Here is a 22,720-nt window from a genome sequence, read left to right as displayed (position 1 = left end):
ATTTCTTGACCAACGCCTTTTCGAATCAGTGGCAAGGACTCTTGGAGTCCTTGCTGCACCGTGGTAGCTCAGCAGGAGCCGACCTGGTCGAGGTGTTTCTTGAGCGCACCGACCACATCGGCTTGCTTGCCGAACAGGATCGGATCACCAGTGTGAATCCGTCGTTCGCCCGTGGAGCTGGCCTCAGGGTGTTCCGTGATGGCCGTGATGGCTTCGTCAGCACCAATGATCTCAGCGAAGCTGGCCTCCAGCGCGCCCTCGATCAGGCCCTCGCCATGCTCGGTCTCGAGGCGCAACAGCTCACGTCCCCTTCAGCTTTTGAAGGGTTGAAGAAGCTGACCGACCACGGCTTGAACAAAGCCGACTGGCTGGAACGCTGCCCATCCCTGGATCAGGCCAGCCAGTGCCTGCTCAAAGGCACAGACCATCTCAATCGTCTTGGTCAGCACCTGCAGGTGCGCCGTGGCAGTTACGCCCGCGACTGGCAGGAAGTGCTGGTGGCTGCTTCCGATGGCACTTTTGCCCGCGACATCCGCCTGCATCAGTCAACCGGTCTCTCCGTTCTTGCCGCCGACGGCGATCACCGATCCAGCATTGGCCGCCGCTATGGCAGTTCCGATCGTCCAGACGATCTTCGGGACTGGGATGCCGAAGCCAGCGCAGCTGAAGTGTGCAACAGCGCTGGGACGATGTTGCGGGCCGACTACGTGGATGCCGGACAGATGCCGGCTGTTCTCGCCAACCGGTTCGGTGGCGTGATTTTCCACGAGGCCTGCGGCCACCTGCTCGAAACAACCCAGATTGAACGGGGCACCACGCCCTTCGCAGACCGGGTTGGTGAACTGATCGCTCACCCTGCAGTCACCGCCATCGATGAAGGGCTGAGTGGTGGATCCTTCGGTTCCATCTCGATGGATGACGAAGGAATGGAACCTGAGCGCACCGTGCTGATCAAAAACGGGGTGCTCCAACGCTTCATCAGTGACCGGGCCGGTGAACTGCGCACGGGCCACAAACGCACCGGAAGCGGCCGGCGTCAGAGCCATGCCTTTGCAGCTGCGAGCCGGATGCGAAACACCTTCATCGACGCCGGTCCGCACACCCCTGAACAGTTGATTGAATCCGTCGATCAAGGCTTGTACTGCAAGGCCATGGGTGGGGGAAGCGTCGGCCCGACAGGTCAGTTCAATTTCTCCGTTGAAGAGGGGTATCTGATTGAGAACGGGAAACTCACCAAACCTGTGAAAGGGGCGACGTTGATCGGTGATGCCAAGGAGGTGATGCCACGCATTTCGATGTGCGCCAACGATCTGGAACTGGCTGCCGGGTTCTGCGGATCCGTGAGTGGAAGTGTGTTCGTCACCGTGGGCCAACCCCACATCAAAGTTGATTCGATCACGGTGGGGGGCCGTTGATGATGAGCAGCAACAACAGCCTTAACGCCGCGGATCTCAGGGATCGCCTTCAGACCCTCGCCTCGCGAGAAGGCATTCGTCGTTGGGATCTTGGTGCCGCATGCAGTGACGATTGCTCCGTTCAGGTGGATCGTGGTGAAGCCAAACAACTCAAGGCATCGCAGCGGAGCTCCATCACCGTCCGGGTTTGGAACAGCGATGGCCTGGTAGGCATCACCAGCACCACCGACCTCTCCGATAGCGGCTTGGAACAAGCCCTTGTGGGAGCCCATACAGCCAGCCGTTTTGGCAATCCCGAGGACATCCCTGAGTTCTCCCCCCTGGCCACAGCTCCACTCCCCGAGCTCGATCGACCACTTCAACCACGCCAAGGAATCCTCCCCCTGCTGGACACCCTTCGGGATGCGGAAGCCGATCTGTTGGGTCGTCACCCCGCGATCCAGACCGTCCCCTACAACGGACTGGCGGAATCCCTGTCCCAGAGCCTCTATCTCAACAGTGAGGGAGCACTGCGCCAGATGGAGCGCACCCAAGCCAGCCTGTATCTCTACGCAAGGGCTGAGGAAACAGGTCGTAAGCCCCGCAGTGGAGGTGCTGTTCGTCTGGGTCTTGGCAGCAGCGAACTGGATGTTCAAGGCTGCATCAGCGAGGCCGTTGATCGCACCGTCAGCCATCTGGATTATCGACCGATCGAAACCGGGAGCTACCGGGTTTGCTTCACCCCCGAGGCCTTTCTTTCACTGCTTGGTGCCTTCAGCAGCATGTTCAATGCGCGTTCGGTGCTCGATGGGGTGAGCTTGAGCCAGCGGGATTCGATTGGATCCGATGTGGCGGTTCCCTTCTTCAACCTCCACGATGACGGCCTCCACCCCGGACACATCAGTGCGGCAGCCTTCGATGGCGAGGGAACACCAACCCGACGTCTCTCCTTGATTGAAGGCGGAACCCTGCGGAATTTCCTTCACTCGGAAGCAACGGCCCGAGCCTTCGGTGTTCAACCCACCGGTCACGCTGGACTTGGAGCCAAGGTTTCGGTGGGTCCAGACTGGTTCGTGGTTGGTTCCAACCCGCAGGTGAGCAGCGGTAACAGCCTCAACCACCGCACCGAGTCAGGCCCCTTCGTGCTGATTGAGGATCTGTCAGCGCTTCACGCCGGTGTGAAAGCCACCCAGGGATCATTCTCCTTGCCCTTCGATGGATGGTTGGTGAACAACGGCGAACGGGTTTCCGTGGAAGCAGCAACGGTTGCCGGTGACATCCGCTCTGTTCTCAACGGCATTGCTCATCTGGAAGCTGATTCTAAAATCACCCACCGCGGCGTTTCCCCTCATGTTTGGGTGGATGGACTCTCCATCACCGGCGAAGCCTGACGTTGAAGATTCTGTTCTGGGGGACACCGGTCTATGCGGTGCCAACCCTTAATGCACTGCATGATGCGGGCCACACCATCGTTGGGGTCGTCACGCAGCCGGATCGTCGGCGGGGTCGAGGCAAACAGCTGGTTCCATCACCGGTGAAGGCGAGGGCGGAAGAACTCGGTCTTCCTGTGTTCACCCCTGAACGGATCCGACGGGATGACGATTGCAAAGCCAAGCTCGCTGCACTCGATGCTGATGCCTCTGTGGTTGTTGCCTTCGGACAGATCCTTCCCAAGGATGTGTTGGAGCAGCCTCCTCTGGGCTGCTGGAACGGCCACGGATCACTTCTACCGCGTTGGCGCGGTGCTGGTCCCATCCAGTGGGCCCTGCTCGAAGGGGATCAGGAAACGGGTGTGGGGATCATGGCCATGGAAGAAGGGCTCGATACTGGTCCGGTTCTGCTCGAGCAACGCACCCCGATCCAGCTGCTGGAACCTTCCATCGCCTTGGCCGAACGGCTCAGTGCTCTCACTGCAGAGCTGATGGTTCAGGCGATGCCACTGATTGAAGCAGCGGGACCGGGTCCAGAAGACGAGAGATTGGCAAGGCTCAACGTGCGGGTTCAGGCCGAGGGGTCGACCTATGCCCGCATGCTGGAGAAGCAGGATTTCCAATTGGATTGGTCTGCCCCTGCTCTCAGCATTCATCGCAAGGTGATGGGGCTTCATCCCGGAGCGTTCACCCAGTGGCAGGGCAAACGCCTGAAGGTGTTGCGCACGGAGCCGTTGATCGAGCGCCTGCAGGATCAACTCAGTCCTGAGGGACGCAACCTCGTGGGTCAATGGCCCACCGGCGGGCATCCCCCAGGGACGATCCTTGCAGTGATTGAAGATCTGGGGCTTGTGGTGAGCAGTTCAGGCTGCCCCCTTCTGATCCGGGAGGCACAGCTGGAAGGGAAAGCACGCAGCACAGCCCCCGTTCTGTTGCAGCAACTCAACGCCACTCCCGGAGATCGATTGGGCGAAGGTTGATTCAGGATTCCGTGTACAACATCCGCGCTTGAGACCAAACCCGATCGAGATCCTGCTCGGAAAGCTGAAGAGCTTCCGGGAACATCGCCGAGAGCCATTGTTGGCGCTTCAACAGGGTGTCAGCTTCAAAAAATGTTTGCTGCGAGGCCAGAACTCTGAATTTGAGAAATTCCAGCAACCTTGCGCGCAAGCGAACCGTATCGATGAGTTTGATCCGTTGGCCTTGATCACAGAGATGAATTGTGCCGCCTGTTTCCACTCCGCATAATCGCGGTGCAAGCAATTCCAACGTTGTCGGCGGTTGCCAATGGCGCAACTTTGTCTCGGGGTGGGGGTAATAAATCCAGCCGTTCACAACCTCACTTTGGGGCGTCTTGATCTGAACACTCCAGAACGAGAACGTTTCGGGGGGGTGGAGGTCGGTCCATCGCACCTTTTCAAACAGGTGATCTGGATTTGAAAGTGAAACCTCGAGGGGGGCAAAGTCGAGATTCAGCGTGCCGAAGTAACAGCCGGAAAGGTCCAGCCCCAAGGACTGGAACACGGGGAATTGCATTCGAATCGTGCCATCCGGATACGGTGAATCGTTGCTTGTTCCGGAGGCGACGCCATGGCCAGCACAGAGTCGCCCAGTGAGCCAACCCGGTTTCATCAATCAGCGAAGTTCACGGTGGCTGCAGTTCTCGCAGGGGCCTTCCGGCCACACAGCACAGCGGAGCAAAGGACTACGGGCATTGAAACGGCAATTGGGATCACCGATCACCCAGCCATGTCTCCAAGGTGTTGCATCGGCGGGACGCGTCTGGGGTTTCACCAACAGGGCCACTGAGGCCATCACATAGCGACCGTTGCGAAGGGCGTAACGGTGACGACGTTGCATCACTAGGAAGGATTGCTGTTCCACAACAAGCCATCGCCCCGGTTGTGGCGGATCCTCAAGATCAACGCGATGGAGCAAACGGTCTCCACTGATATGGCGAAGTTCAACAAGCATGGCCTTCGTCCTGATCAAGTTCCTTGCTGCGGATCGACATTCCCCAGGCAAACAGCAACAGCACCACCAACAAGGTGAGCCAATCAGGTTGATTGAGGCTGGGCACGACAACATGAACAATCAAGCGCAGCGCCACGAAAGCAACGGCGAGAAACCCAGCCGTTTCAAGCCGTGGATACAGATCAAGCCAGCGGATAAACAGGGCGGATGTAAATCGCAGTGCCACGATGCCGATGAAGGCACCTGTGCTGATCAACACAATCTGATCACTGATGGCCACGGCTGCGGCGACGCTATCGATGGAGAAGGCCAGATCTGTGAAAGCCAGCAGCAAAACCGTGTTCAGAAACGGGCGAGATAGACCGTTGGATTCATGTCCTTCGCTGGACTCGGCATCATCGCCTGATCGGTTGTTGAAGTGATCAACCACGAGCCAAACCAGATAGGCCGCAGCGAGGAGTTGCACCCAGGCGTTTTCCAACACCCACTGGGCCACAACGATCAAGGCGATCCGCAAGACCAGTGCAATGCCAATGCCCAGGTTGAGGGCAAGGCCTTCCCGCTCCGGTTGGCGGCTGCTGCGGGCGATGGCCGCGAGGGCCACGGCATTGTCAGCCGACAGGATCAGCTCGAGCAGTACCAGAACAGGCAGCAGGGCCAAAACCTCACCCCATTGATCGGCACCTTCGAAGAAATCCGACAGTGAGGGAAGCGAAGTGATGTCCATGGCGGCAGCCTAGAAAGTGCAAGCGCTGTTCCATTGCGATGCAGATCCGGGCCGAGCTGTGTCACGTCGACACCCTGAGATGCATCGTGCGGGTCGAGGCCTGGCTCGACGGTTCTCTGCAGGGCAGCGCCCTCGGTGAAGCCGCCACTGCTGAAGAGGCTGAGGAGAGAGCGTTGCGACGCCTGAACTCCAGGCTGGGGTCCACTGAGGGGCCACAACAGCCCCTGAATTCAGCTCGCCCTGAAGCCCCCCAGGTGGATGAGCCAAATCCGAAGCAGTTGCCCGTGGAGCGGCCGAGAAAAATTGATCAGACCCAGCCCTCGTCTGCTCCACACCCCCCTGCCACCCTTCAGGTCCCCGTCACCCCTGCTGACAACACCACCTCTGAAACACCAACGGATCCCGACGACTGGAGTGATGAGCTGACCGCCATCGATATGGAAATCAGACGCATTGGTTGGTCTCGAGAGCAGGAGCAGGAGTATTTGACCCGGGCCTTCGGGCTCGGCAGCCGCCACAAGCTCACCCGCTATGCCGATCTGGTGGCCTATCTGCGTCAGTTGAAGTTGATCCAAGCCAACGACGACGCGTCCACCGCACCAGCACCCATCCGTCGTGGTGATCTGCTTCAACAAGGAGATGCAATGTTGAAGCAGCTGGGCTGGAGCTCCGATCAAGCCAGGACCTTTCTCCAACAACAACTGGGGGCGACCAGTCGTCAACAACTCAGTGATGAACAGCTGCTGCAGTTCAACATGCTGCTGGAAGAGCAAGCTATGAAATCGACGAGCTGACCTCCTTAGCCGAAAAGCCAGTGCTGAAGAGGCTTCTCAGGTTTTAGGAATAGGTTGTTTGCGTGCAGTTATGGCCTTTCGCAGCTTTTTCAGAGCGTTTTGCGTGCGTATTTGCGTGCAGGGCCAACCGTTTTGCGTGCGCGCAAGCCCTACAGCCGCATTGCAGCGATCGCAGAGGCGTTCAAGATCGTGAACACCAATGTGCTGGAGGCCGAGCAACGCAAGCAGTTGCAGGCGATCCGAGCGCATCTGAACAGGCTTGAGGACGGCGGATCACAGGTGATCGACGTCTAAGGCTTTTCCAGAGACATACGGTAAATCTTGTCCTTAAGGCCTTTTGGAAGAGAAAGAGTCTCCGAGCCGGTTACAAGACTTTCTTATGGCCAGTGCACTAGTTGGTAAGCGAAGCGGCTTCCATCTTTGATTGCCTTCCAGATCTCAAGCTGTTGTTGGCGAGAAGGGCCACCTTCGAACCCCCACTTCCTTCCATCAATAGAAATGGTGTTCCACTTGCCTGGGTAAAAGCCGTATTCACCTGATGAGGGGGATCCATAACAACGTCCTGCTCTACATCCAATGACTAAGTTTGATTCCTCGCAGTAGAGGCGATCTGGGCTTGAAAGGCCTGGCCTGAGATATCGCAACCATTGCGAAACTCTTCTTTCGCCATCTACTGGATAATCCTTAGTCCTTATGTACTGAGTCTGAATCTGGCTGCACTGTCTAGTTGATACAGAAGTGACACACTGTGCCGCTTGGCTGGGAAAACGGCTCGAGCATTTCCAACCTTCATCAACGCCAAGCTCAGCAAAGTCTTCTTCTTCGCCATGAAAGACATTCAGCTCATTAAATAAATTTGAGTAGTACTCAAATCCCGCTGAATTCATCGGAACAGTGGTTGATTCGCCTTCGCTGAGACCACCGGTGCCAACTGGAATCTTGGCCTTTGGGCTATTGGTCATAACCGATGTATTGCCATCAGAAATCACAACCAAAGGCATCCCATCCTTTGTGCCCGTGACGGTTCTGGCCTCCAAGTCTGCGTAGACGCTTGCAACAGCTGGCGAGAACGCGGAGCCCAGAAGAAGCGGCAGGAGGAGCAGGAGCTTTCTCATGCGCCAAGCATGGCAGCGGAATCAAACGTGATCGACGTTTAATCCAGGGGCATTGGTTCCCCCGTCCAAGGCTCTGGTGCTCGTTCCCAGCAAGACGACAGGTAGAGAACTCTTCCATCGGCGAGTTCTGCCACTCTTTTGCCGCCCATCACATAAGGGAGTTCAACGTCCCTGGGGATGGAGTTCGTCCCATTGAGGTAAAGCTTCCCGTAGCCAGGCTGCCCTGGCTTGGCCTCTGAACTCACTTCGAGTTCAACCATTTTCCCGTCATACCAACGACGGGTGTCGATCTCGACCGTGCACGCGAGCTTTGGATCACCGGAGCATCCAGCAACTAAAAGCAGCGGCACGAGGAGCAGGAGCTTTCTCATGCGGCAACGATGGCAGCTGAACCCCTATCCAACGAGTTCATCGTCATCCAAGAGGGCATGGCCTTTTGAAACTCTCAGCACCTCTCCAGTTTTGGAGGAGCTGCTGAACAGAATTCGATAGGTGTTGCCGGTTGCCAGCGATTTGGTGCGGGCATGGACGAACGCCTTGAATTCAGTGCGAAAGCACATTTCTCTGGCCCACTGGTCGGGACCGTTGTCCCGTTCAACGCAGTACATCGCTCATGTACAGAGGACCCGCAGCTTGATGAGACAGCGAGTAAACGCTCTCTAACTACAAGCCAGCTTCGGGATCATGTCTTCAATTACCGATCAGAAGGCCCGATCGGTAGTAAGTGACTCGTTTTTTCAGTCTTGACCACGGATAACACCGTGGAGCCGGTGACTTTCATGAACGAGCACTGGCAGCGGAGTCGCTCTCCCATCGCCTGAAGCGATGCGGCTTCGCTTATCGAGAGCTAAACCGTGGAAGTGGCCCCTCCATAGAGCTGCAGGGGCCGCTTTCCCCTTCGTGCATCAGTTAGGGCACCTAGGGCAGCCATAAGCATCCCTAACTAAATAAGCGTGCTTTTTTGCGTGCAGATTGTCGAGGTTCGTTCAAAACCCAGTCAGTCACTCAATCTGCTGCTGCTGGAGGAGCAGACGCTCAGCCAGGCCAAATAAGCACTAACACTCAGGAATGGTCAGGGCTAGTGGCCTACAACGGGTTTGCGGCAAGGACTGATACGGCGTCCATGCCGATTGCAGCAGGGTGAATCGTCTACACACTCTGCGCAGCCCGGTCGTTCCCTCCGGTTCTTTCCTGAAGGGGGGAATGGCCCCTATCTGGCAGTAATGAGATCAGAGCTCTCTCGTGAGGGGGTGCTCAGCTGATAACTCAACTGCGGAAGTTGAACTCCAGCTTTGTTTTGGGCTTTTGGTACTTGATCACATTCATCACCTGAAGGCCAGTATTTTCAGACTTCCTCTCCTCGGCAAGCGCTTTGAGGATCATGGAGCCCGAAGCCTGCCAATCTTGATCAACTTCAATCAATTGCTTGGCTCGTGAGTAGTACTCCGCAGCTTTTGCCAAGTAATCAGATTTCTGGCTTGATGACTTTGAAGATATTGCCGTTGTGATGGACTTCGCTTCCGCTGCGTTAATTGTACAGCATGCTTTTCAGTGCAGATAAATTACTTGAAGCCTGCAATCCAGTGAACGCGTTTTAGACCAAGGCGATTGACCAAACCGCGAGGAATCGATAACCAGCTGAGGCGGATGCACCTAGCGAGCGTTTTTGGCCTGAATGTCACCTGATATATCAACGTTTTGAATCTTTAACCTGCCAAATTCATCAGCTGCACTTGCGATAGGCTCAGGCATGGATGACTCCACCCTGGTTGTACGGCAGCTGATCAATGAGCTTCGGGATGACATGTCCGAAGCGGGCCGTGAACTCAGAAATCGCAGCACTTGGGATCTCCAATGCCCCGTTGTCATCATTGATGCCCGAAGCAAACCCAACCGGGTTGTTCGAACCTCAGTGCGAGGCATCACTGGTGCCATCGCCACCAGCAACGTGATCGATGATCCCTTGATGCGGTCTTTTCTGGATCGCTTCCGTGAAGTCGGTGCTGATGAAGCCCTCAATGAATTTCTGCAGGGTCCGGAGGCAGAACGTTTCTCAGAGCTCTGGGACATCTACAACGACGAAGCCCAACAGCAGGGTCTAGCGGTCTGGTCCCACAGTGACGCCGCCAAATTTGTGCTCAAGTCGAAAACTTGTTTTGACGATGGTCAGCTGGCCTGTGTTGCCATTACGTCGGGAAACCATCGTGATGCCCACGACGTGCTCACCTTTTCTGTGGATGCCTGCTGGTTGTCTTGAGTGCCGGTTCGGCTTTAAACGCACCGGAATTCAGGAGCGGATCAGTTGAACAACAACAAAAAGCGCTGAAGCTGCCAGGGGCCAAAGCAACCAGGTCAACTGAGGAATGGTGAGGGCGAGCACAAGCCCGATCACGAAGAAAATCAGAAAACGGCCGAGGGTCATGAAGGCACCAATACCGACGTATTGAACCGAAAACCCCGCCTTAGGCCAGTTTTTCGCGCCTTGAGCTGGGAGCTGGTTCGGGGGTGAACAGGATGGGGACCGAGGAAGCAACCAGCACACCGCCCACAGTCAGCAACACCAGCAGCGGAATGGGCCGGACCAGGGGCTGACGCTGCAACGGTGTCGCGCAGCTGGAGCAGAGCGGAACAACCCCCTTGGGTGGATGCAACACCAAGGCCGGGCCGCAACAGCAGGAGGGGCAGCGGTAGCGCGGCATCGACCGGTTTAACGCAGCTGCTGGCACCTTATTGCGAAGATCATGGATTGCCGAGGCCTGCTCCATGCCGCTCCGTTCCCTGGTGACCAAGTTGCAGGAAACTGCACTCACCGGAGAGCTTGATGAGCGCTCAAGCCGCCCCGAACGTTTGTTGATGCGCGGGGCGGGTCGTTGCAGCCGAGCTCTGGTGGCCAGCGCGCTGTCACAGCGGCGGGGCGCACCTCTGCTCGTGGTGGTGCCAACCCTTGAGGAAGCGGGACGCTGGACAGCGCTTTTGGAATTAATGGGATGGGGCCAGGCCAGCCTTTACCCCACCAGCGAAGGCTCTCCCTATGAACCCTTCGATCCCACAAGTGAAATCACCTGGGGGCAACTTCAGGTTCTGAGTGACCTGCTGGGGGAAGCCAACGCGGCGTCCTGGGCCATCGTGGCCACGGAACGTTGTTTGCAGCCCCATCTCCCCCCGCCGGATGTTCTGAAAACGAAAACGCGCACCTTGCGCAAAGGGGATGAGGTTGATCTGGATGCACTGGGCGAGACGCTGGCCCAACTTGGCTACGAACGGGTCACCACCATTGAGCAGGAGGGGAGCTGGAGCCGTCGCGGCGACATCGTCGACATTTTCCCGGTGAGCAGTGAGCTGCCTGTTCGACTCGAATTCTTCGGAGAGGAGCTCGACAAGCTGCGGGAATTCGATCCCGCCAGCCAACGCTCACTGGATCCCGTCGATGCGCTTCGACTCACACCAACAGGGTTTGGGCCTCTGATTGCGGACCAGCTCAGGGAGACGATGCCCGATGGGCTGGAGCAACTGCTCGGTTCTGAGGGCACAGAACAGCTTTTAAACGGCGGGACCCCGGAAGGCATGCGCCGGCTGATGGGGCTCGCCTGGGAGCAACCCGCCTCGCTTCTCGACTACCTGCCACACACCACAACAGTGGTGATCGATGAGCGACGCCAGGGCTTGGCCCACGGACAACAGTGGCTCAGCCATGTGGAGGAACATCACCACGACATGGCTGCAGAGGCGGGTCTGGACGAGGGCGATCGTGATCGGCTCTGGCCAGCGGTTCTGCACCGTGAGATTGATGCCGCCTATGCCCTGACGGAGGTCTTCCATGGCTTTGACATGGCAGAACTGCTCGAAGTCGACCAGCACCCCAACAGCTTTGACCTCGCCAGCCGCCCTGTTGCGGCCTACCCCAACCAATTCGGAAAACTCGGGGAACTGATCAAGGGATTTCAAACCGAGCGCACGGCGGTTTGGTTGGTGTCTGCACAACCCAGCCGAGCGGTTGCTCTGCTTGAGGAGCACGACTGCATCAGTCGTTTTGTGCCGAACACGGGAGACAGCAATGCCATTTCCCGTCTAATTGAGCAGAACACCCCCGTCGCCCTGAAGGTGAGGGGCACGGCCGAACTTGAGGGTTTGCAGCTGCCGGCTTGGCGGATTGCCCTGGTCACCGACCGTGAATTCTTTGGCCAGCAGAGCCTCAGTTCCAGTGGCTACGTGCGCCGTCGCCGCAAGGCCGCCAGTCGCACGGTGGATCCCAACAAGATGCGCCCAGGCGATTTCGTGGTGCATCGGAACCATGGCATCGGCCGCTTCAAAGCCATGGAAAAACTCGCGATGTCAGGCGACATCCGCGACTACCTCGTGGTGCAGTACGCCGATGGAATCCTTCGGGTTGCCGCCGATCAACTCGGCAGCCTTGGGCGTTATCGGGCCACGAGTGAAACACCCCCGCAGCTCAACCGTATGGGCGGCACGGCCTGGAACAAGGCCAAGGAACGGGCCAAGAAGGCGGTTCGCAAGGTTGCCCTTGATCTGGTGAAGCTGTACGCAGAACGGCAACAGGCCGCAGGCTTTGCCTTCCCCTCCGACGGCCCCTGGCAGGTGGAAATGGAGGAGTCGTTCCCCTATGACCCGACGCCGGATCAACTGAAGGCCACGGCCGACGTGAAACGGGACATGGAACGGCAGGAGCCGATGGACCGACTGGTGTGCGGGGACGTTGGCTTCGGCAAGACCGAAGTTGCGATCCGCGCCATCTTCAAAGCCATCACCGCTGGAAAACAGGTGGCGATGCTGGCCCCAACCACGGTGTTGGCTCAGCAGCACTGGCGCACGCTCTCGGAACGCTTCGCGCCATATCCGATCAAGGTGGCTCTGCTGAACCGTTTCCGGACGGCGTCGGAACGCAAATCCATTCTCGATGGCCTGCAGCAGGGAACCATCGACGCCGTGGTGGGAACCCACCAGCTGCTCAGCAAAGGAGCGTCGTTCCAAGAGCTTGGTCTGTTGGTGGTGGATGAAGAACAGCGCTTCGGTGTGAACCAGAAGGAAAAGATCAAAGTGCTGCGGAAGGACGTCGACGTATTGACCCTGTCGGCAACGCCGATTCCCAGAACGCTCTACATGAGCCTTTCGGGGGTGCGGGAGATGAGCCTGATCACTACACCACCGCCACTGCGCCGTCCGATCAAGACGCACCTGGCTTCTCTGGATCCGGAGGCGGTGCGCAGCGCCATTCGCCAGGAACTGGATCGTGGGGGCCAGGTGTTTTATGTGGTTCCTCGGGTGGAAGGAATCGAGGAGGTGGCTGCAGGCCTACGGGAAATGCTGCCAGGCCTGAAGCTTTTGGTGGCTCACGGTCAGATGGCCGAGGGCGAACTGGAGAACGCCATGGTGGCGTTCAACGCCGGTGAAGCCGACGTGATGCTCTGCACCACGATTGTGGAAAGCGGCCTGGACATTCCTCGCGTAAACACGATCCTGATTGAGGACGCCCACCGCTTTGGCCTGGCTCAGCTGTACCAATTGCGGGGACGGGTCGGTCGCAGTGGGATTCAGGCTCATGCCTGGTTGTTCTATCCGGGCAACGCATCGCTGAGCGACACCGCCCGTCAGCGGCTGCGCGCGATTCAGGAGTTCGCCCAACTGGGCAGTGGGTATCAGCTCGCCATGCGGGATATGGAGATCCGTGGGGTCGGAAATCTCCTCGGCGTGCAGCAGAGCGGCCAGATGGAAACCATCGGCTTTGACCTCTACATGGAAATGCTGCAGGAATCCCTGGCGGAAATTCAGGGTCAAGACATCCCCAGCGTTGAAGACACCCAGGTGGATCTCCCCGTCACGGCCTTCGTGCCTGCGGACTGGATCACTGATCCGGATGAGAAGATCGCGGCCTACCGGGCTGCCGCCGACTGCCTCACCGCCGAGGCCCTGGTGGAGCTGGCTGCGGGTTGGGCCGATCGCTACGGAGCGCTGCCCGCTGCCGTGGTGTCGCTACTCCAGCTGATGGAGCTCAAACTGCTGGCGAAGCGGTGCGGCTTCTCCAGGATCAAACCGGAAAAGCCCAACATCGTGCTCGAAACTCCCATGGAGGAACCGGCGTTCCGTTTGCTGCGCCAGGGATTGCCCCAGCATCTGCATGGCCGCTTGGTGTATCAGGCCGGCAGCGGCATCCAGCACAAGGTGATGGCCCGCGGTCTTGGTGTTCTCCCCATGGAGAAGCAACTGGAACAGCTGATGGAATGGCTGCGTCTGATGGCAGCCCAGATTCCCGATGCCGATGGCAAAACGGAGGCACAGCGGCAGGAGGAGCTGCGTGCCAAGAATGCAGAGGTGGTTCAGGTCTGAAGCCTGAAACCAATTCTGAGAAAAACGTTACCAACCACGCAATTCTTCGTTACATTGGTTCCAGCGAAATCCGTTGGACATGGGTGAATTCGTCGAGATCGGTGCTGGTGGCGTCTCTCTAGAACTGATCAGCGGCGTTTTCTGTGCCACCGCCCTTGGTGTGTATGCCCTGTTCCAGCCCGGCGCTTCAGACGATGACGACTCCAACGGTGGTGGCGGCGGCGGTCTGATGCAGCCGATCTCCTGAGCTACTGCAGCGCGTAGCTGAGGTTGGCTCGGCCGGGTTGATAGGTCGTGCCAGCCTGAATTTTCTTTAATTGGTTCATGAGGGTCCCCTCAGCTGTCCGGTACTGACTGTCCTTCTGGGTACCCAGGTCTTCAACCGAGAAGTTCTTGATCTCCTGCTTCGACATCGCCGCTTCGATGTCCGGTTGGATTCCGTTCTTGTGAATATCGGTTCCCTTGGGTGTCAGATACTTCGCGATGGTGACCGTCAGACCGGATCCATCGGCCAATCCGCGAACGGACTGGACAAGCCCTTTGCCGAAGGTCTTCTGTCCAACGAGTTGGGCACGGGAATTGTCCTGAAGTGCCCCTGAAAGGATTTCGCTGGCACTGGCGGATCCCTGATCAATCAGCACGACCAGAGGTTTATCGGTGATTGCACTACCCGTGGCGCGCCTCACATCGCGGATTCCTGCGCGGGTTCGGGTGCTAACGATGGTGCCCTCGTTGAGCCATTGGCGGGCGATGTCCACACTGGCCTCAAGCAAGCCGCCGGGATTGCTGCGTAGATCCAGCACATAGCCCTCAGCAGCCTGTGATTCCAGATCCTTGATGGCCGCACGCATCTCACGCGTGGCGTTGGCATTGAATTGCTTGAGACGGATGTAGCCCACCTTGCGGCCATTGGGCGCCGTGTTGAGCATCGCCTTCACGGCATGAATCTCAATGCGCGCTCGTTTCAAGGGCACATCCAGCACCTGACCCTGGCGCCTGAGTCCCAGCACCACATCGGTGCCTTCCGGACCACGGATCAACTTAACGGCGTCCTCGGTGGTCATGCCTTTGGTGGAGGCACCATCGATGGACACGATCACATCCTTGGGCTGAACGCCCGCACGGGATGCAGGGGTGCCCTCAATCGGAGAGACAACAATCAGCTCTTTCGTGTCTTTGTCGAGACTGAGCTGGATCCCCACGCCCATCAACTCCCCGGAGGTGTCGATCTGCATCTCCTTGAACTCCTTCGGATCAAGGAAACGCGTGTAGGGGTCATCAAGACTGGCCAGCATGCCCCGGATCGCCTCATAGGACTCGGCGCTGCCCCCGTAGGACTTGCGCAGCAGATTGCTCCGCAACTGGCGCCACGTTCTTGCGTCGTAGGAACCCGTGGAATCCAGGTAATCGCGATAAACGATCTGCCAGACCTGATCAATCACCTCCTTAGGGCTGTCGTGAATCGATCCGCCGGAGGCCGATGGCAAAGAAAGACCTGGCGAGCTGATGCCCAGGGCTGTGACCACACCACCGACCCCGAGCATCAACAGCAACGGGGTCGACCGAACCAAAGAACGCAGGCGCTGACTCCGAACCATGGCCGTTCAGGACTGATTCTGCAGACTAACGAGATCAGGCGGGCTCCACCCAGCGACCGTCCTCTTTGATCAACTGGATCAGAGCTTCAACGCCCTCAGCTTCAGGCACCTTGCGGATTTCATCACGACCGCGATACAGAGCAATGGTTCCAGGCCCTTTGCCCACGTAGCCGTAATCAGCGTCGGCCATCTCGCCGGGACCATTGACGATGCATCCCATCACAGCAACGTCAAGACCCTGGAGATGCTTGGTGGCATCCCGGACCTTATGCAGCACCTCTTCGAGATTGAACAGGGTGCGACCGCAGCTGGGGCAGGCGACGTACTCGACCATGGTCTTGCGCAGACCCAGGGATTGAAGAATCGAGTAGCAGACGGGGATTTCCTTTTCAGGAGCCTCCGTCAATGAGACCCGGAGGGTGTCTCCCAATCCATCGGCCAACAGGGTGGCAATGCCTGCGGTGCTCTTGATCCGGCCGTAATCACCGTCACCGGCTTCGGTCACGCCCAGGTGCAGAGGGTAATTGAAGCCTTCCTTGTCCATGGTGTCCGCCATCAGGCGATAGGCCGCAAGCATCACCGGCGCCCGCGAGGCCTTCATCGAAATCACGATGTTGTGGAAATCAAGTTCGTGACAGATCCGCACAAATTCCATCGCTGATTCGACCATCCCCTCAGGGGTGTCGCCGTAGGTGAACAGCATCCGCTCCGCCAGGGAGCCATGGTTCACACCAATTCGCAGCGCCTTGTTCTGATCCCGCAGCAGGGTGACCAAGGGCTCGAACGTTTCACGGATGCGCTGGCCGATGGCGGCAAATTCTTCTTTGCTGAACTCCTGCCGATCGGGATCGGGCTTGTCGAAAACAAATAGCCCGGGATTGATCCGAACTTTGTCGACATGCTTGGCGACTTCAAGGGCGATTTTGATGCCGTTGTGGTGGACATCCGCCACCAGGGGAACCATGCAGCCCTGCTCTCGAAGTGCAGCACGAATTTTGGCCATGGCCTTCGCATGGCCAATCGAAGGCGTCGTCACCCGAACGATTTCACAGCCAGCTTCCACAAGCCGAAGGATTCCTGCGACGGACCCATCTATATCGAGGGTGTCCTCGTTGATCATCGACTGAACAACCACAGGATGCTCACTGCCGATCGGCACATCACCAACCATCACGGTGCGGGTCACACGTCGATGGATCTTGGTGTCGTAACGCCGATCCAGGGCAGTCATGAAGCTCAGTTAGAAGCAACCCAAGGCTCGCACAGGCGCTGTTGGACTGCGGCCAGGTCCTGTTGTGTCAGATCCAGGGGCGCGCCGGCTGCTTTGGAGGGATTGCGCAGCAGATAAGAGGGGTGAAAAATCGGCATCACCGCCCGTCCATTCCAGCTCTGCCACTGCCCACGAAGCTGGGTCATGCCCCCCTTGATGCCAAGGATGGTCTCCACAGCGGTGGCTCCCGTCAGCACGATCACCTTGGGGTCAACGGCCTCCAGTTGAAGGTCAAGCCAGGCCCGACAGGCGGCCAACTCAGCTTTTTTCGGCCGTCGGTTGTTGGGCGGGCGGCATTTGATCGCGTTGCAGATGTAGAGGTCATGCTCGGGATCCAGATCCACATCCCGCAGCAGTTGATCGAGGGCACGTCCTGAACGCCCGACAAACGGAACTCCCTGAGCATCTTCCTGAGCTCCGGGTGCTTCACCGATCAGCATCAGATCCGCCTTGGGGTTGCCGCGGCTGATCACGACGGTGTGGCGCGTGCTGGCCAGGTCACAGGCAGTGCAAGAACTGCAGGCCTCCAGGCTGGAGAGGGTCATGACGTCGGAGCAACAGATTCCAGGGGAGCCAGGAGCAACAGGGGATTGCCCTCCGGATCGTGGATCCAGGCCTCAGCACCAAAGGGCTCAAGCCGCGCCTCCTCGAGGAGCGATCCGCCACGCTGCAGGGCGTTGCTGAGCAGCCGTTGCAGTTCAGGCAGGGGTTGCTGCGATGGGTAGAGCCGCAAGCAGGGCGCCAGCGCTCGCCCTCGGGCTGGAAAAGAACGCCGGCGTGAGGGCCTGTAGATCTCCAGCTGGGTGCCATCGCTGAATTGAACGATGCAGTGGTGCTCCGCCAGCCCAGGCTTCAACGTGGCTTGAAACAGCTCGCTGTAGAACGTCGCCAGTCTGGCGCTGTCCTCTGCGGCCAAGACCCAGCTGATCTGTATCGCATTCATGGGCGCTGAGAAATCAAGGTTGTCTGCGACACCATCTGCGGCAGGATGATGACGTTTTAAACGCACCGCGGGGAGGTGCGTTACCGATGCCGCGCCCGCCAGAACTTTCCGACCGGGCTGTCGCCCTCAAACCGTCGCTGACGCTGGAGATCAGCGCCAAGGCCAAAGCACTGCGCGACAGCGGCAAGGACATCTGCAGCCTCAGTGCCGGTGAGCCGGACTTTGCGACGCCTGCATTCATCGTTGAAGCGGCTCAGCATGCTCTGGGATCCGGCTTCACCCGTTACGGCCCCGCCGCGGGGGACCCCGATCTCCGTGCGGCTCTGGCCCACAAACTGAGCGTCGAAAACGCTATTCCAACCCAGCCCGAGCAGGTTCTGGTCACCAACGGTGGCAAGCAAGCCATCTACAACCTGTTCCAGGTGCTGCTCAATCCCGGCGACGAAGTTCTGGTGCCGGCGCCCTACTGGCTGAGCTATCCCGAGATGGCTGCTTTGGCCGGGGCGAGCACGAGGATCATCCCCACCAAAGCGGAGGAAGGCTTCCGTCTCGACCTCGCTCTACTGGAGCAGAAGATCACCCCACGCAGCCGACTGCTGGTGATCAATTCCCCTGGCAACCCCAGCGGCCAGGTGATGACACGGGCCGAACTGGAGGCCCTGGCCGCGCTGGTGGCCCGTCACCCCCAGCTGATGGTGATGAGCGATGAGATCTATGAATATCTCCTGGCCGATGGTCAGCAGCACTGCAGCTTTGCGGCCATTGCCGAAGAGATCCGCTCGCGCTGCTTCACCGTGAACGGTTTTGCCAAAGGCTGGGCGATGACCGGCTGGCGCCTCGGTTATCTGGCTGGAGATGCTGCCGTGATCAAGGCTGCTTCAGCCCTTCAGAGCCAGAGCACCAGCAATGTGTGCAGCTTTGCTCAACGGGGCGCACTGGCGGCGATCGAAGCGCCTCGAGATTGCGTGCGCGAGATGGCCATCAGCTACAACCGCCGCCGAACTCTGCTCACTGAAGGGCTGCAGGCTCTGGAGGGCATCACCCTGACGCCCCCTCAAGGGGCCTTCTACGCCTTCCCCCGCCTGCCGGACGGCGTGCCCGATTCGATGGAGTTCTGCCGGCAAGCCTTGGAACAGGAAGGCCTGGCCGTGGTTCCGGGCCTGGCCTTCGGCGATGACCGCTGCATTCGACTCTCCTGTGCCGTGGCGGATGAGACGATCAACGATGGACTGATGCGACTGAAGCGGCTGCTTCGTTCCTTCTGATCCGATCTCATCACTCTCTTTTTCTGAATGTCTGTACGAGAACGCAGGGCCGTGGTGGCCACCGGTTTGATTGCCGGGCTCGCTCTCACGGCCAGTGTTTCCAGTTGCGGCGCAACCCAGAACGACGCCAAACAGGCCGTTCTCCAGATCGGTGCCATCCCTGACCAGAACCCCGAGAAACTCAATCGCCTCTACGGCACGCTCTCTGCGGAACTCAGCGAAAAGCTGGATGTTCCCGTGCGGTATGCGCCGGTGAGCAATTACGCGGCGGCAGTAAGTGCCTTCCGCACCGGCAGCCTTGATCTGGTTTGGTTCGGTGGACTCACCGGTGTGCAGGCCAGGCTGCAGACGCCTGGAGCCCGGGTGCTGGCGCAACGGGACATCGATGCAGAATTCACCAGTGTGTTCATCGCCAATGGCGCCAGTGGTTTGCGCCCCTTCACCAGTGCCGACCAACTGGTTGAGCTGAAGGGACGCCGACTAACCTTCGGTTCGGAGAGCTCCACCTCCGGCCGCTTGATGCCTCAGTTCTTCATGGGGGAAAACGGTGTGAAACCTGAGGATCTGGCAGGGGGCGGTCCTGGCTTCAGCGGAAGCCACGACGCCACCGTTGCTGTGGTGCAGAGCGGTGCCTATGAGGTGGGCGCCTTGAACGAGCAGGTCTGGCGCAGCAATTTGGCGGACGGCCGCGTGGATCCCGGCAAGGTGTCGGTGATCTGGAGGACACCGCCCTACGTGGATTACCACTGGGTTGTACGACCCGGTCTGGATGAGCGCTTTGGCGAAGGTTTCACCGACAAGCTCCAGAGCGCGTTGCTGGACCAGTCGGCAGACACAGAGAACGGCGCCACGATTCTTGAGTTGTTCGGTGCCGAACGCTTCATCCCCGCCAAGGACGAGGACTACGTGATGATCGAAACGGTGGGTCGCCAACTCGGAAAGATCCGTTGACGGCGCTGCTGGAGCTGCACCAGGCCTGCCTGGGGCAACGGCTCCAACCGATCACCATCACCCTTCGTGCGGACCAGCGTGTGGTTTTGCTCGGTGCCAGTGGCGCCGGCAAAACCACGTTGCTGAAGCTCTGCAACGGGGCCTTAAGCCCCGATGCAGGATCCGTGCACTGGTGTGGTCGCCCCCATCAGCAGTTGTCCCGCCGGCAACGGCGCCAAATCGGCACGCTCTGGCAGGACCTGCGCCTCGTGGAGGAACTGAGTGTGATTCAGAACATCAACAGCGGTGCCCTGGGACGCCATGGGCTGCTCTGGGCGATTCGAAACCTGCTGGGTCCGCTGGACCCAAACACCTGCCTGGAGCTGATGCACCAGGTGAAACTGGAGGCTGATCTGCTTGAACAGCCCGTGCGTGAGCTCTCCGGAGGGCAGCGCCAACGGGTGGCTCTGGGCCGTCTGTTGCATCAGCGGCCTGAACTCGTGCTGGCGGACGAACCCCTCTCCGCCCTTGATCCCAGCCTCGCCGAAGACGTTCTCAACACCCTGCTTCTCTTGCCGGGCTGTCTGATCAGCCTGCATCGGCCGGATCTGATACACCGTTTCGATCGGGTTCTGGGGCTCCGTAGTGGTGCGCTGGTGATCGATGCGGCTCCAGACACCATTCATCGGGATCAGTTGGAATGGCTCTACGCATCGGCCTGAAGCCAGCCCTGCCGCTGATCCCATTGCTGCCGGGCCTCAGCCTGCTCGGCATTCTTGTGGTGCTGTTGCGCGATGGTCACGGCGGCGGACTTTCAGTTCTTCAACAGTTCGCGACTGGGGCCGTACAGCCCTCCATCGATCCCATCGTTCTGGGCAGCTTGCTCAACGGGCTCCAGATCACCCTGGTGATCGCCGTGATGTCCTGGGGCATCAGCAGTGTTCTCGGCGTGGGTCTCGGACTCCTGAGCTCAAGCACCTTCTGGGAAATCCTGGCGGACGTGCGTTGGCCTGCCGTGATCTTGCGCCGTTGGCTGGCGCCCCTGCGCGCTGTGCATGAACTGGTCTGGGGGCTGTTGCTGCTGCAGGTGTTCGGGCTGAATGGCTGGGTTGCGATCTGCGCCATTGCGATTCCTTACACGGTTCTGATGGCGCGGGTGATCGCCGATCAGGTGGATTGCCACGTTTCACCGGCCATTCCCGTACTCAAGGGAGCTGGTGCCACGCCATGGGCCGTGATGCTCACCGGGCTGGTACCACCGCTGGCAGAGCCGATCAGCGACCACATCGGCCACCGCCTCGATTGCGCACTTCGTTCAGCCTTGATTCTGGGCGTTTTCGGCCTAGGAGGACTGGGGACAGACCTCAGCCTCAGCCTGCGCTCGCTCCAATTTCAGGAGCTGTGGAGTGGGCTTTGGATGCTGGCCATCGCCATGGTGGTGCTCGACCGACTGCTGCGAACGCTGCGCAGCTGCTCACGCATGCTGATTCTTCCCGTGGCCATGGCGAGCCCCTGGGTTGCCCTTGGCTGGGGAACACAGCTGGATCTGCAGCTGGCCTGGCCAGTGGCTGAGTGGTCGATGGTTGTCGGCAACCTCATCGACGGATCCCAGGGATTCAATGCTGCCCTTGAGATCTCCTGGCCCGGGGTAATTGGTGCCACGGTGTGGATCACACTGATCGCCGGTTGTGTTGCCACCGGCCTTCCACCGCTGTTGCTGCTGGTTTGGCCTAGCCAGGCCAGCCTGCGTTTGCAGGGAGTGATGTGGGGCGCGTTGCGACTCATCCCGGCCCCTCTCACCGCACTCCTGCTGCTGATGCTGGCCAAACCAAGCTTGAGCCTGGCGGGGCTGGCCCTGGGGTTGCACCACGGGGGTGTGATGGGTCGGGTGCTGATCGACGACCTCCGCAGCAGGGGATTGCGTTCCGCCCAGACCCTGAAGACCTGCGGCGCCACCAACCGGGTGAGCTGGCTTTACGGCCCCGTGGCGGATGTGAGTCGCGCTTACCTCACTTATGCGACCTACCGATTGGATGTGATCCTTCGCGACACCGCGATCATCGGCATGGTGGGGGGAGCTGGTCTGGGCTGGCAGCTGATGGAGGCCCTCAGCTCGTTTCATTGGTGGTTGGTGCTCTGGATCGTGGTGATCTCCGCAGTGCTCACACTGCTGGGTGAGAGCCTGGGAGAACGACTTCAGGGGAGCTGGAACAGCAGGGCCATGGCCTTATGAGCGGTGCGAACGACGCCCCCCGTCAGCTGATCGTGCTCGGGGACAGTGGCGTGCATGGTTGGGGTGACCGTGAAGAGGGTGGTTGGTGCCAACGACTGCGCCTGCGCTGGATGAACATACCCAGCGCACCAGTGGTGTACCCCCTGGGCATCCGCGGGGATGGCCTGGAACGCGTAGCCGCCCGCTGGCGCAGCGAATGGAGCTGCCGCGGCGAACTTCGTCGCCAAAAGCCGGGCGGACTTTTGCTCAGTGTCGGGCTGAATGACACCGCCCGCGTTGGTCGGACCGACGGCAGACCCCAACTGGATTTGGAGGCCTTTTCATTTGGCCTGGGACAACTTCTCAATGAGATGACCCAGGAGGTGCAGGTGTTTGTGCTGGGCCTCACTGCGGTGGATGAACACGTGATGCCCTTTGCCGGCTGCCTCTGGTACAGCAACAGCCAGATCGCGGCCACGGAGGCCGTGATGGCCGAACAGTGCCGTGAGGCTGATGTGCCCTTCCTGTCCATGCATCAGGAGATGCAGGAGGAGCCCGACTGGTTGACCTGGATGGAACCCGATGGGATCCACCTCAATGCCGATGGCCACCGCTGGCTCGACCAGCGCTTAGGCCAATGGGCGCCTCTGCAGAAGTGGGCCGGACTCGCTGCGCTTAACACATCAACACCTATCAACATGTAAACGAGACCCGCGGCGGCGACTA

The 22,720-nt window shown here is 59.2% G+C and carries 24 protein-coding genes; 13 read left to right on the top strand and 11 right to left on the bottom strand.

From position 1 onward, the window contains the following. Nucleotides 1-5 precede the first annotated feature (5 nt). Genes DXY33_RS09125 through fmt form a run of 3 tightly spaced genes read left to right on the top strand, consistent with a single transcriptional unit; the run spans nucleotide 6 to nucleotide 3,804 of the window. A complete protein-coding gene (locus tag DXY33_RS09125; RefSeq protein ID WP_115132606.1) occupies nucleotides 6-1,415 on the top strand; it encodes a TldD/PmbA family protein in 1,410 nt (469 codons plus the stop codon). Then, nucleotides 1,415-2,785: a TldD/PmbA family protein gene (locus DXY33_RS09120; protein WP_115132605.1), complete on the top strand. Its 1,371-nt coding sequence runs from the start codon at nucleotides 1,415-1,417 to the stop codon at nucleotides 2,783-2,785. The genes DXY33_RS09125 and DXY33_RS09120 overlap by 1 nt, the downstream gene beginning before the upstream one ends. Nucleotides 2,786-2,787: 2 nt before the next feature. Next, nucleotides 2,788-3,804 carry a methionyl-tRNA formyltransferase gene (gene fmt, locus DXY33_RS09115; RefSeq protein WP_115132604.1) on the top strand — a complete coding sequence of 339 codons (1,017 nt, stop codon included), beginning with the start codon at nucleotides 2,788-2,790 and terminating at the stop codon, nucleotides 3,802-3,804. 1 nt (nucleotide 3,805) lies between these two features. On the opposite strand, the gene DXY33_RS09110 is transcribed toward fmt, so the two are convergent. From DXY33_RS09110 to DXY33_RS09100, 3 genes are read right to left on the bottom strand one after another with little or no spacing between them, the layout of a single operon-like run. Beyond that, nucleotides 3,806-4,456 carry a hypothetical protein gene (locus tag DXY33_RS09110; protein WP_115132818.1) on the bottom strand — a complete coding sequence of 217 codons (651 nt, stop codon included), beginning with the start codon at nucleotides 4,454-4,456 and terminating at the stop codon, nucleotides 3,806-3,808. 3 nt (nucleotides 4,457-4,459) lie between these two features. Then, nucleotides 4,460-4,798 (bottom strand): DUF6464 family protein, encoded by a 339-nt coding sequence (locus DXY33_RS09105; protein WP_115082253.1) that lies wholly within the window; start codon nucleotides 4,796-4,798, stop codon nucleotides 4,460-4,462. Next, nucleotides 4,788-5,525 carry a DUF475 domain-containing protein gene (locus tag DXY33_RS09100; RefSeq protein WP_115132603.1) on the bottom strand — a complete coding sequence of 246 codons (738 nt, stop codon included), beginning with the start codon at nucleotides 5,523-5,525 and terminating at the stop codon, nucleotides 4,788-4,790. Before DXY33_RS09100 ends, DXY33_RS09105 begins: the two co-directional genes overlap by 11 nt. A gap of 38 nt (nucleotides 5,526-5,563) precedes the next feature. Here DXY33_RS09100 and DXY33_RS09095 point away from each other — a divergent pair, with 38 nt between their 5' ends. Together DXY33_RS09095 and DXY33_RS12410 are read left to right on the top strand one after the other, a co-directional pair. Next, nucleotides 5,564-6,319 (top strand): hypothetical protein, encoded by a 756-nt coding sequence (locus tag DXY33_RS09095; protein WP_115132602.1) that lies wholly within the window; start codon nucleotides 5,564-5,566, stop codon nucleotides 6,317-6,319. Between the two features lie 132 nt (nucleotides 6,320-6,451). Beyond that, nucleotides 6,452-6,613, top strand: a complete 162-nt coding sequence (locus DXY33_RS12410; protein WP_170951006.1) for a hypothetical protein — start codon at nucleotides 6,452-6,454, stop codon at nucleotides 6,611-6,613. Between the two features lie 83 nt (nucleotides 6,614-6,696). Here the strand turns inward: DXY33_RS12410 and DXY33_RS12040 are convergent, their stop codons facing one another. Both DXY33_RS12040 and DXY33_RS09080 read right to left on the bottom strand, forming a co-directional pair. Continuing rightward, nucleotides 6,697-7,434 carry a hypothetical protein gene (locus DXY33_RS12040; protein WP_170951005.1) on the bottom strand — a complete coding sequence of 246 codons (738 nt, stop codon included), beginning with the start codon at nucleotides 7,432-7,434 and terminating at the stop codon, nucleotides 6,697-6,699. A 1,266-nt stretch (nucleotides 7,435-8,700) separates the two neighbouring features. Further along, nucleotides 8,701-8,895: a hypothetical protein gene (locus DXY33_RS09080; RefSeq protein ID WP_114989119.1), complete on the bottom strand. Its 195-nt coding sequence runs from the start codon at nucleotides 8,893-8,895 to the stop codon at nucleotides 8,701-8,703. A gap of 289 nt (nucleotides 8,896-9,184) precedes the next feature. Here DXY33_RS09080 and DXY33_RS09075 point away from each other — a divergent pair, with 289 nt between their 5' ends. Continuing rightward, complete coding sequence (locus tag DXY33_RS09075; RefSeq protein WP_115132599.1) at nucleotides 9,185-9,691, top strand: hypothetical protein; 507 nt, start codon at nucleotides 9,185-9,187, stop codon at nucleotides 9,689-9,691. A 30-nt stretch (nucleotides 9,692-9,721) separates the two neighbouring features. Here DXY33_RS09075 and DXY33_RS12850 read toward each other — a convergent pair whose 3' ends face one another. Next, the gene (locus DXY33_RS12850; protein ID WP_006851938.1) at nucleotides 9,722-9,856 is read right to left on the bottom strand and encodes a hypothetical protein; all 135 of its coding nucleotides are present in this window, start codon (nucleotides 9,854-9,856) and stop codon (nucleotides 9,722-9,724) included. A 40-nt stretch (nucleotides 9,857-9,896) separates the two neighbouring features. Beyond that, nucleotides 9,897-10,133 carry a hypothetical protein gene (locus DXY33_RS09070; RefSeq protein ID WP_115132817.1) on the bottom strand — a complete coding sequence of 79 codons (237 nt, stop codon included), beginning with the start codon at nucleotides 10,131-10,133 and terminating at the stop codon, nucleotides 9,897-9,899. Between the two features lie 64 nt (nucleotides 10,134-10,197). Here DXY33_RS09070 and mfd point away from each other — a divergent pair, with 64 nt between their 5' ends. Both mfd and DXY33_RS12405 read left to right on the top strand, forming a co-directional pair. Then, nucleotides 10,198-13,776 (top strand): transcription-repair coupling factor, encoded by a 3,579-nt coding sequence (mfd, locus tag DXY33_RS09065; protein ID WP_115132598.1) that lies wholly within the window; start codon nucleotides 10,198-10,200, stop codon nucleotides 13,774-13,776. 79 nt (nucleotides 13,777-13,855) lie between these two features. After that, nucleotides 13,856-14,023 (top strand): hypothetical protein, encoded by a 168-nt coding sequence (locus DXY33_RS12405; protein ID WP_006849887.1) that lies wholly within the window; start codon nucleotides 13,856-13,858, stop codon nucleotides 14,021-14,023. Nucleotide 14,024: 1 nt separating this feature from the next. Here the strand turns inward: DXY33_RS12405 and DXY33_RS09060 are convergent, their stop codons facing one another. From DXY33_RS09060 to DXY33_RS09045, 4 genes are read right to left on the bottom strand one after another with little or no spacing between them, the layout of a single operon-like run. Then, nucleotides 14,025-15,374 (bottom strand): S41 family peptidase, encoded by a 1,350-nt coding sequence (locus tag DXY33_RS09060; RefSeq protein ID WP_115132597.1) that lies wholly within the window; start codon nucleotides 15,372-15,374, stop codon nucleotides 14,025-14,027. Nucleotides 15,375-15,408: 34 nt separating this feature from the next. After that, the gene (gene ispG / locus DXY33_RS09055; RefSeq protein WP_115009012.1) at nucleotides 15,409-16,605 is read right to left on the bottom strand and encodes a (E)-4-hydroxy-3-methylbut-2-enyl-diphosphate synthase; all 1,197 of its coding nucleotides are present in this window, start codon (nucleotides 16,603-16,605) and stop codon (nucleotides 15,409-15,411) included. Nucleotides 16,606-16,610: 5 nt separating this feature from the next. After that, the gene (locus DXY33_RS09050) at nucleotides 16,611-17,189 is read right to left on the bottom strand and encodes a uracil-DNA glycosylase (protein WP_115132596.1); all 579 of its coding nucleotides are present in this window, start codon (nucleotides 17,187-17,189) and stop codon (nucleotides 16,611-16,613) included. Continuing rightward, nucleotides 17,186-17,560: a VOC family protein gene (locus tag DXY33_RS09045; RefSeq protein WP_371634750.1), complete on the bottom strand. Its 375-nt coding sequence runs from the start codon at nucleotides 17,558-17,560 to the stop codon at nucleotides 17,186-17,188. The genes DXY33_RS09050 and DXY33_RS09045 overlap by 4 nt, the downstream gene beginning before the upstream one ends. A 113-nt stretch (nucleotides 17,561-17,673) precedes the next feature. On the opposite strand from DXY33_RS09045, the gene DXY33_RS09040 reads away from it, so the two are divergent. Genes DXY33_RS09040 through DXY33_RS09020 form a run of 5 tightly spaced genes read left to right on the top strand, consistent with a single transcriptional unit; the run spans nucleotide 17,674 to nucleotide 22,698 of the window. Further along, nucleotides 17,674-18,852, top strand: a complete 1,179-nt coding sequence (locus DXY33_RS09040) for a pyridoxal phosphate-dependent aminotransferase (protein ID WP_115132594.1) — start codon at nucleotides 17,674-17,676, stop codon at nucleotides 18,850-18,852. 27 nt (nucleotides 18,853-18,879) lie between these two features. Beyond that, nucleotides 18,880-19,803: a putative selenate ABC transporter substrate-binding protein gene (locus DXY33_RS09035; RefSeq protein WP_115132593.1), complete on the top strand. Its 924-nt coding sequence runs from the start codon at nucleotides 18,880-18,882 to the stop codon at nucleotides 19,801-19,803. Beyond that, on the top strand, nucleotides 19,800-20,504 hold the full coding sequence (locus DXY33_RS09030; RefSeq protein WP_115132592.1) for an ATP-binding cassette domain-containing protein: 705 nt from the start codon (nucleotides 19,800-19,802) through the stop codon (nucleotides 20,502-20,504). The genes DXY33_RS09035 and DXY33_RS09030 overlap by 4 nt, the downstream gene beginning before the upstream one ends. Then, nucleotides 20,483-22,015, top strand: coding sequence for a phosphonate ABC transporter (locus DXY33_RS09025; protein WP_115132591.1), 1,533 nt, complete (start codon nucleotides 20,483-20,485; stop codon nucleotides 22,013-22,015). Before DXY33_RS09030 ends, DXY33_RS09025 begins: the two co-directional genes overlap by 22 nt. Beyond that, nucleotides 22,012-22,698, top strand: coding sequence for a GDSL-type esterase/lipase family protein (locus tag DXY33_RS09020; RefSeq protein ID WP_115132590.1), 687 nt, complete (start codon nucleotides 22,012-22,014; stop codon nucleotides 22,696-22,698). The genes DXY33_RS09025 and DXY33_RS09020 overlap by 4 nt, the downstream gene beginning before the upstream one ends. The last annotated feature ends 22 nt before the right edge of the window (nucleotides 22,699-22,720 follow it).

The sequence above is a fragment of the Synechococcus sp. N26 genome (assembly GCF_900473975.1).
Lineage (GTDB): Bacteria > Cyanobacteriota > Cyanobacteriia > PCC-6307 > Cyanobiaceae > Parasynechococcus.
Note: the sequence above shows the minus strand (reverse complement) of the source record. Positions and strands in the feature narration are given on the sequence as shown.

Coding starts and splice junctions, on each gene's coding strand:
- DXY33_RS09110 (WP_115132818.1), bottom strand. CDS start 4,456: ATGAAACCGGGTTGGCTCACTGGGCGACTCTGTGCTGGCCATGGCGTC.
- DXY33_RS09075 (WP_115132599.1), top strand. CDS start 9,185: ATGGATGACTCCACCCTGGTTGTACGGCAGCTGATCAATGAGCTTCGG.
- DXY33_RS09040 (WP_115132594.1), top strand. CDS start 17,674: ATGCCGCGCCCGCCAGAACTTTCCGACCGGGCTGTCGCCCTCAAACCG.
- DXY33_RS09070 (WP_115132817.1), bottom strand. CDS start 10,133: ATGCCGCGCTACCGCTGCCCCTCCTGCTGTTGCGGCCCGGCCTTGGTG.
- DXY33_RS12405 (WP_006849887.1), top strand. CDS start 13,856: ATGGGTGAATTCGTCGAGATCGGTGCTGGTGGCGTCTCTCTAGAACTG.
- DXY33_RS09035 (WP_115132593.1), top strand. CDS start 18,880: ATGTCTGTACGAGAACGCAGGGCCGTGGTGGCCACCGGTTTGATTGCC.
- ispG (WP_115009012.1), bottom strand. CDS start 16,605: ATGACTGCCCTGGATCGGCGTTACGACACCAAGATCCATCGACGTGTG.
- DXY33_RS09120 (WP_115132605.1), top strand. CDS start 1,415: ATGATGAGCAGCAACAACAGCCTTAACGCCGCGGATCTCAGGGATCGC.
- DXY33_RS12040 (WP_170951005.1), bottom strand. CDS start 7,434: ATGAGAAAGCTCCTGCTCCTCCTGCCGCTTCTTCTGGGCTCCGCGTTC.
- DXY33_RS09025 (WP_115132591.1), top strand. CDS start 20,483: ATGGCTCTACGCATCGGCCTGAAGCCAGCCCTGCCGCTGATCCCATTG.
- DXY33_RS12850 (WP_006851938.1), bottom strand. CDS start 9,856: ATGACCCTCGGCCGTTTTCTGATTTTCTTCGTGATCGGGCTTGTGCTC.
- DXY33_RS09020 (WP_115132590.1), top strand. CDS start 22,012: ATGAGCGGTGCGAACGACGCCCCCCGTCAGCTGATCGTGCTCGGGGAC.
- mfd (WP_115132598.1), top strand. CDS start 10,198: ATGCCGCTCCGTTCCCTGGTGACCAAGTTGCAGGAAACTGCACTCACC.
- DXY33_RS09105 (WP_115082253.1), bottom strand. CDS start 4,798: ATGCTTGTTGAACTTCGCCATATCAGTGGAGACCGTTTGCTCCATCGC.
- DXY33_RS09100 (WP_115132603.1), bottom strand. CDS start 5,525: ATGGACATCACTTCGCTTCCCTCACTGTCGGATTTCTTCGAAGGTGCC.
- DXY33_RS09050 (WP_115132596.1), bottom strand. CDS start 17,189: ATGACCCTCTCCAGCCTGGAGGCCTGCAGTTCTTGCACTGCCTGTGAC.
- DXY33_RS09095 (WP_115132602.1), top strand. CDS start 5,564: ATGCAGATCCGGGCCGAGCTGTGTCACGTCGACACCCTGAGATGCATC.
- DXY33_RS09060 (WP_115132597.1), bottom strand. CDS start 15,374: ATGGTTCGGAGTCAGCGCCTGCGTTCTTTGGTTCGGTCGACCCCGTTG.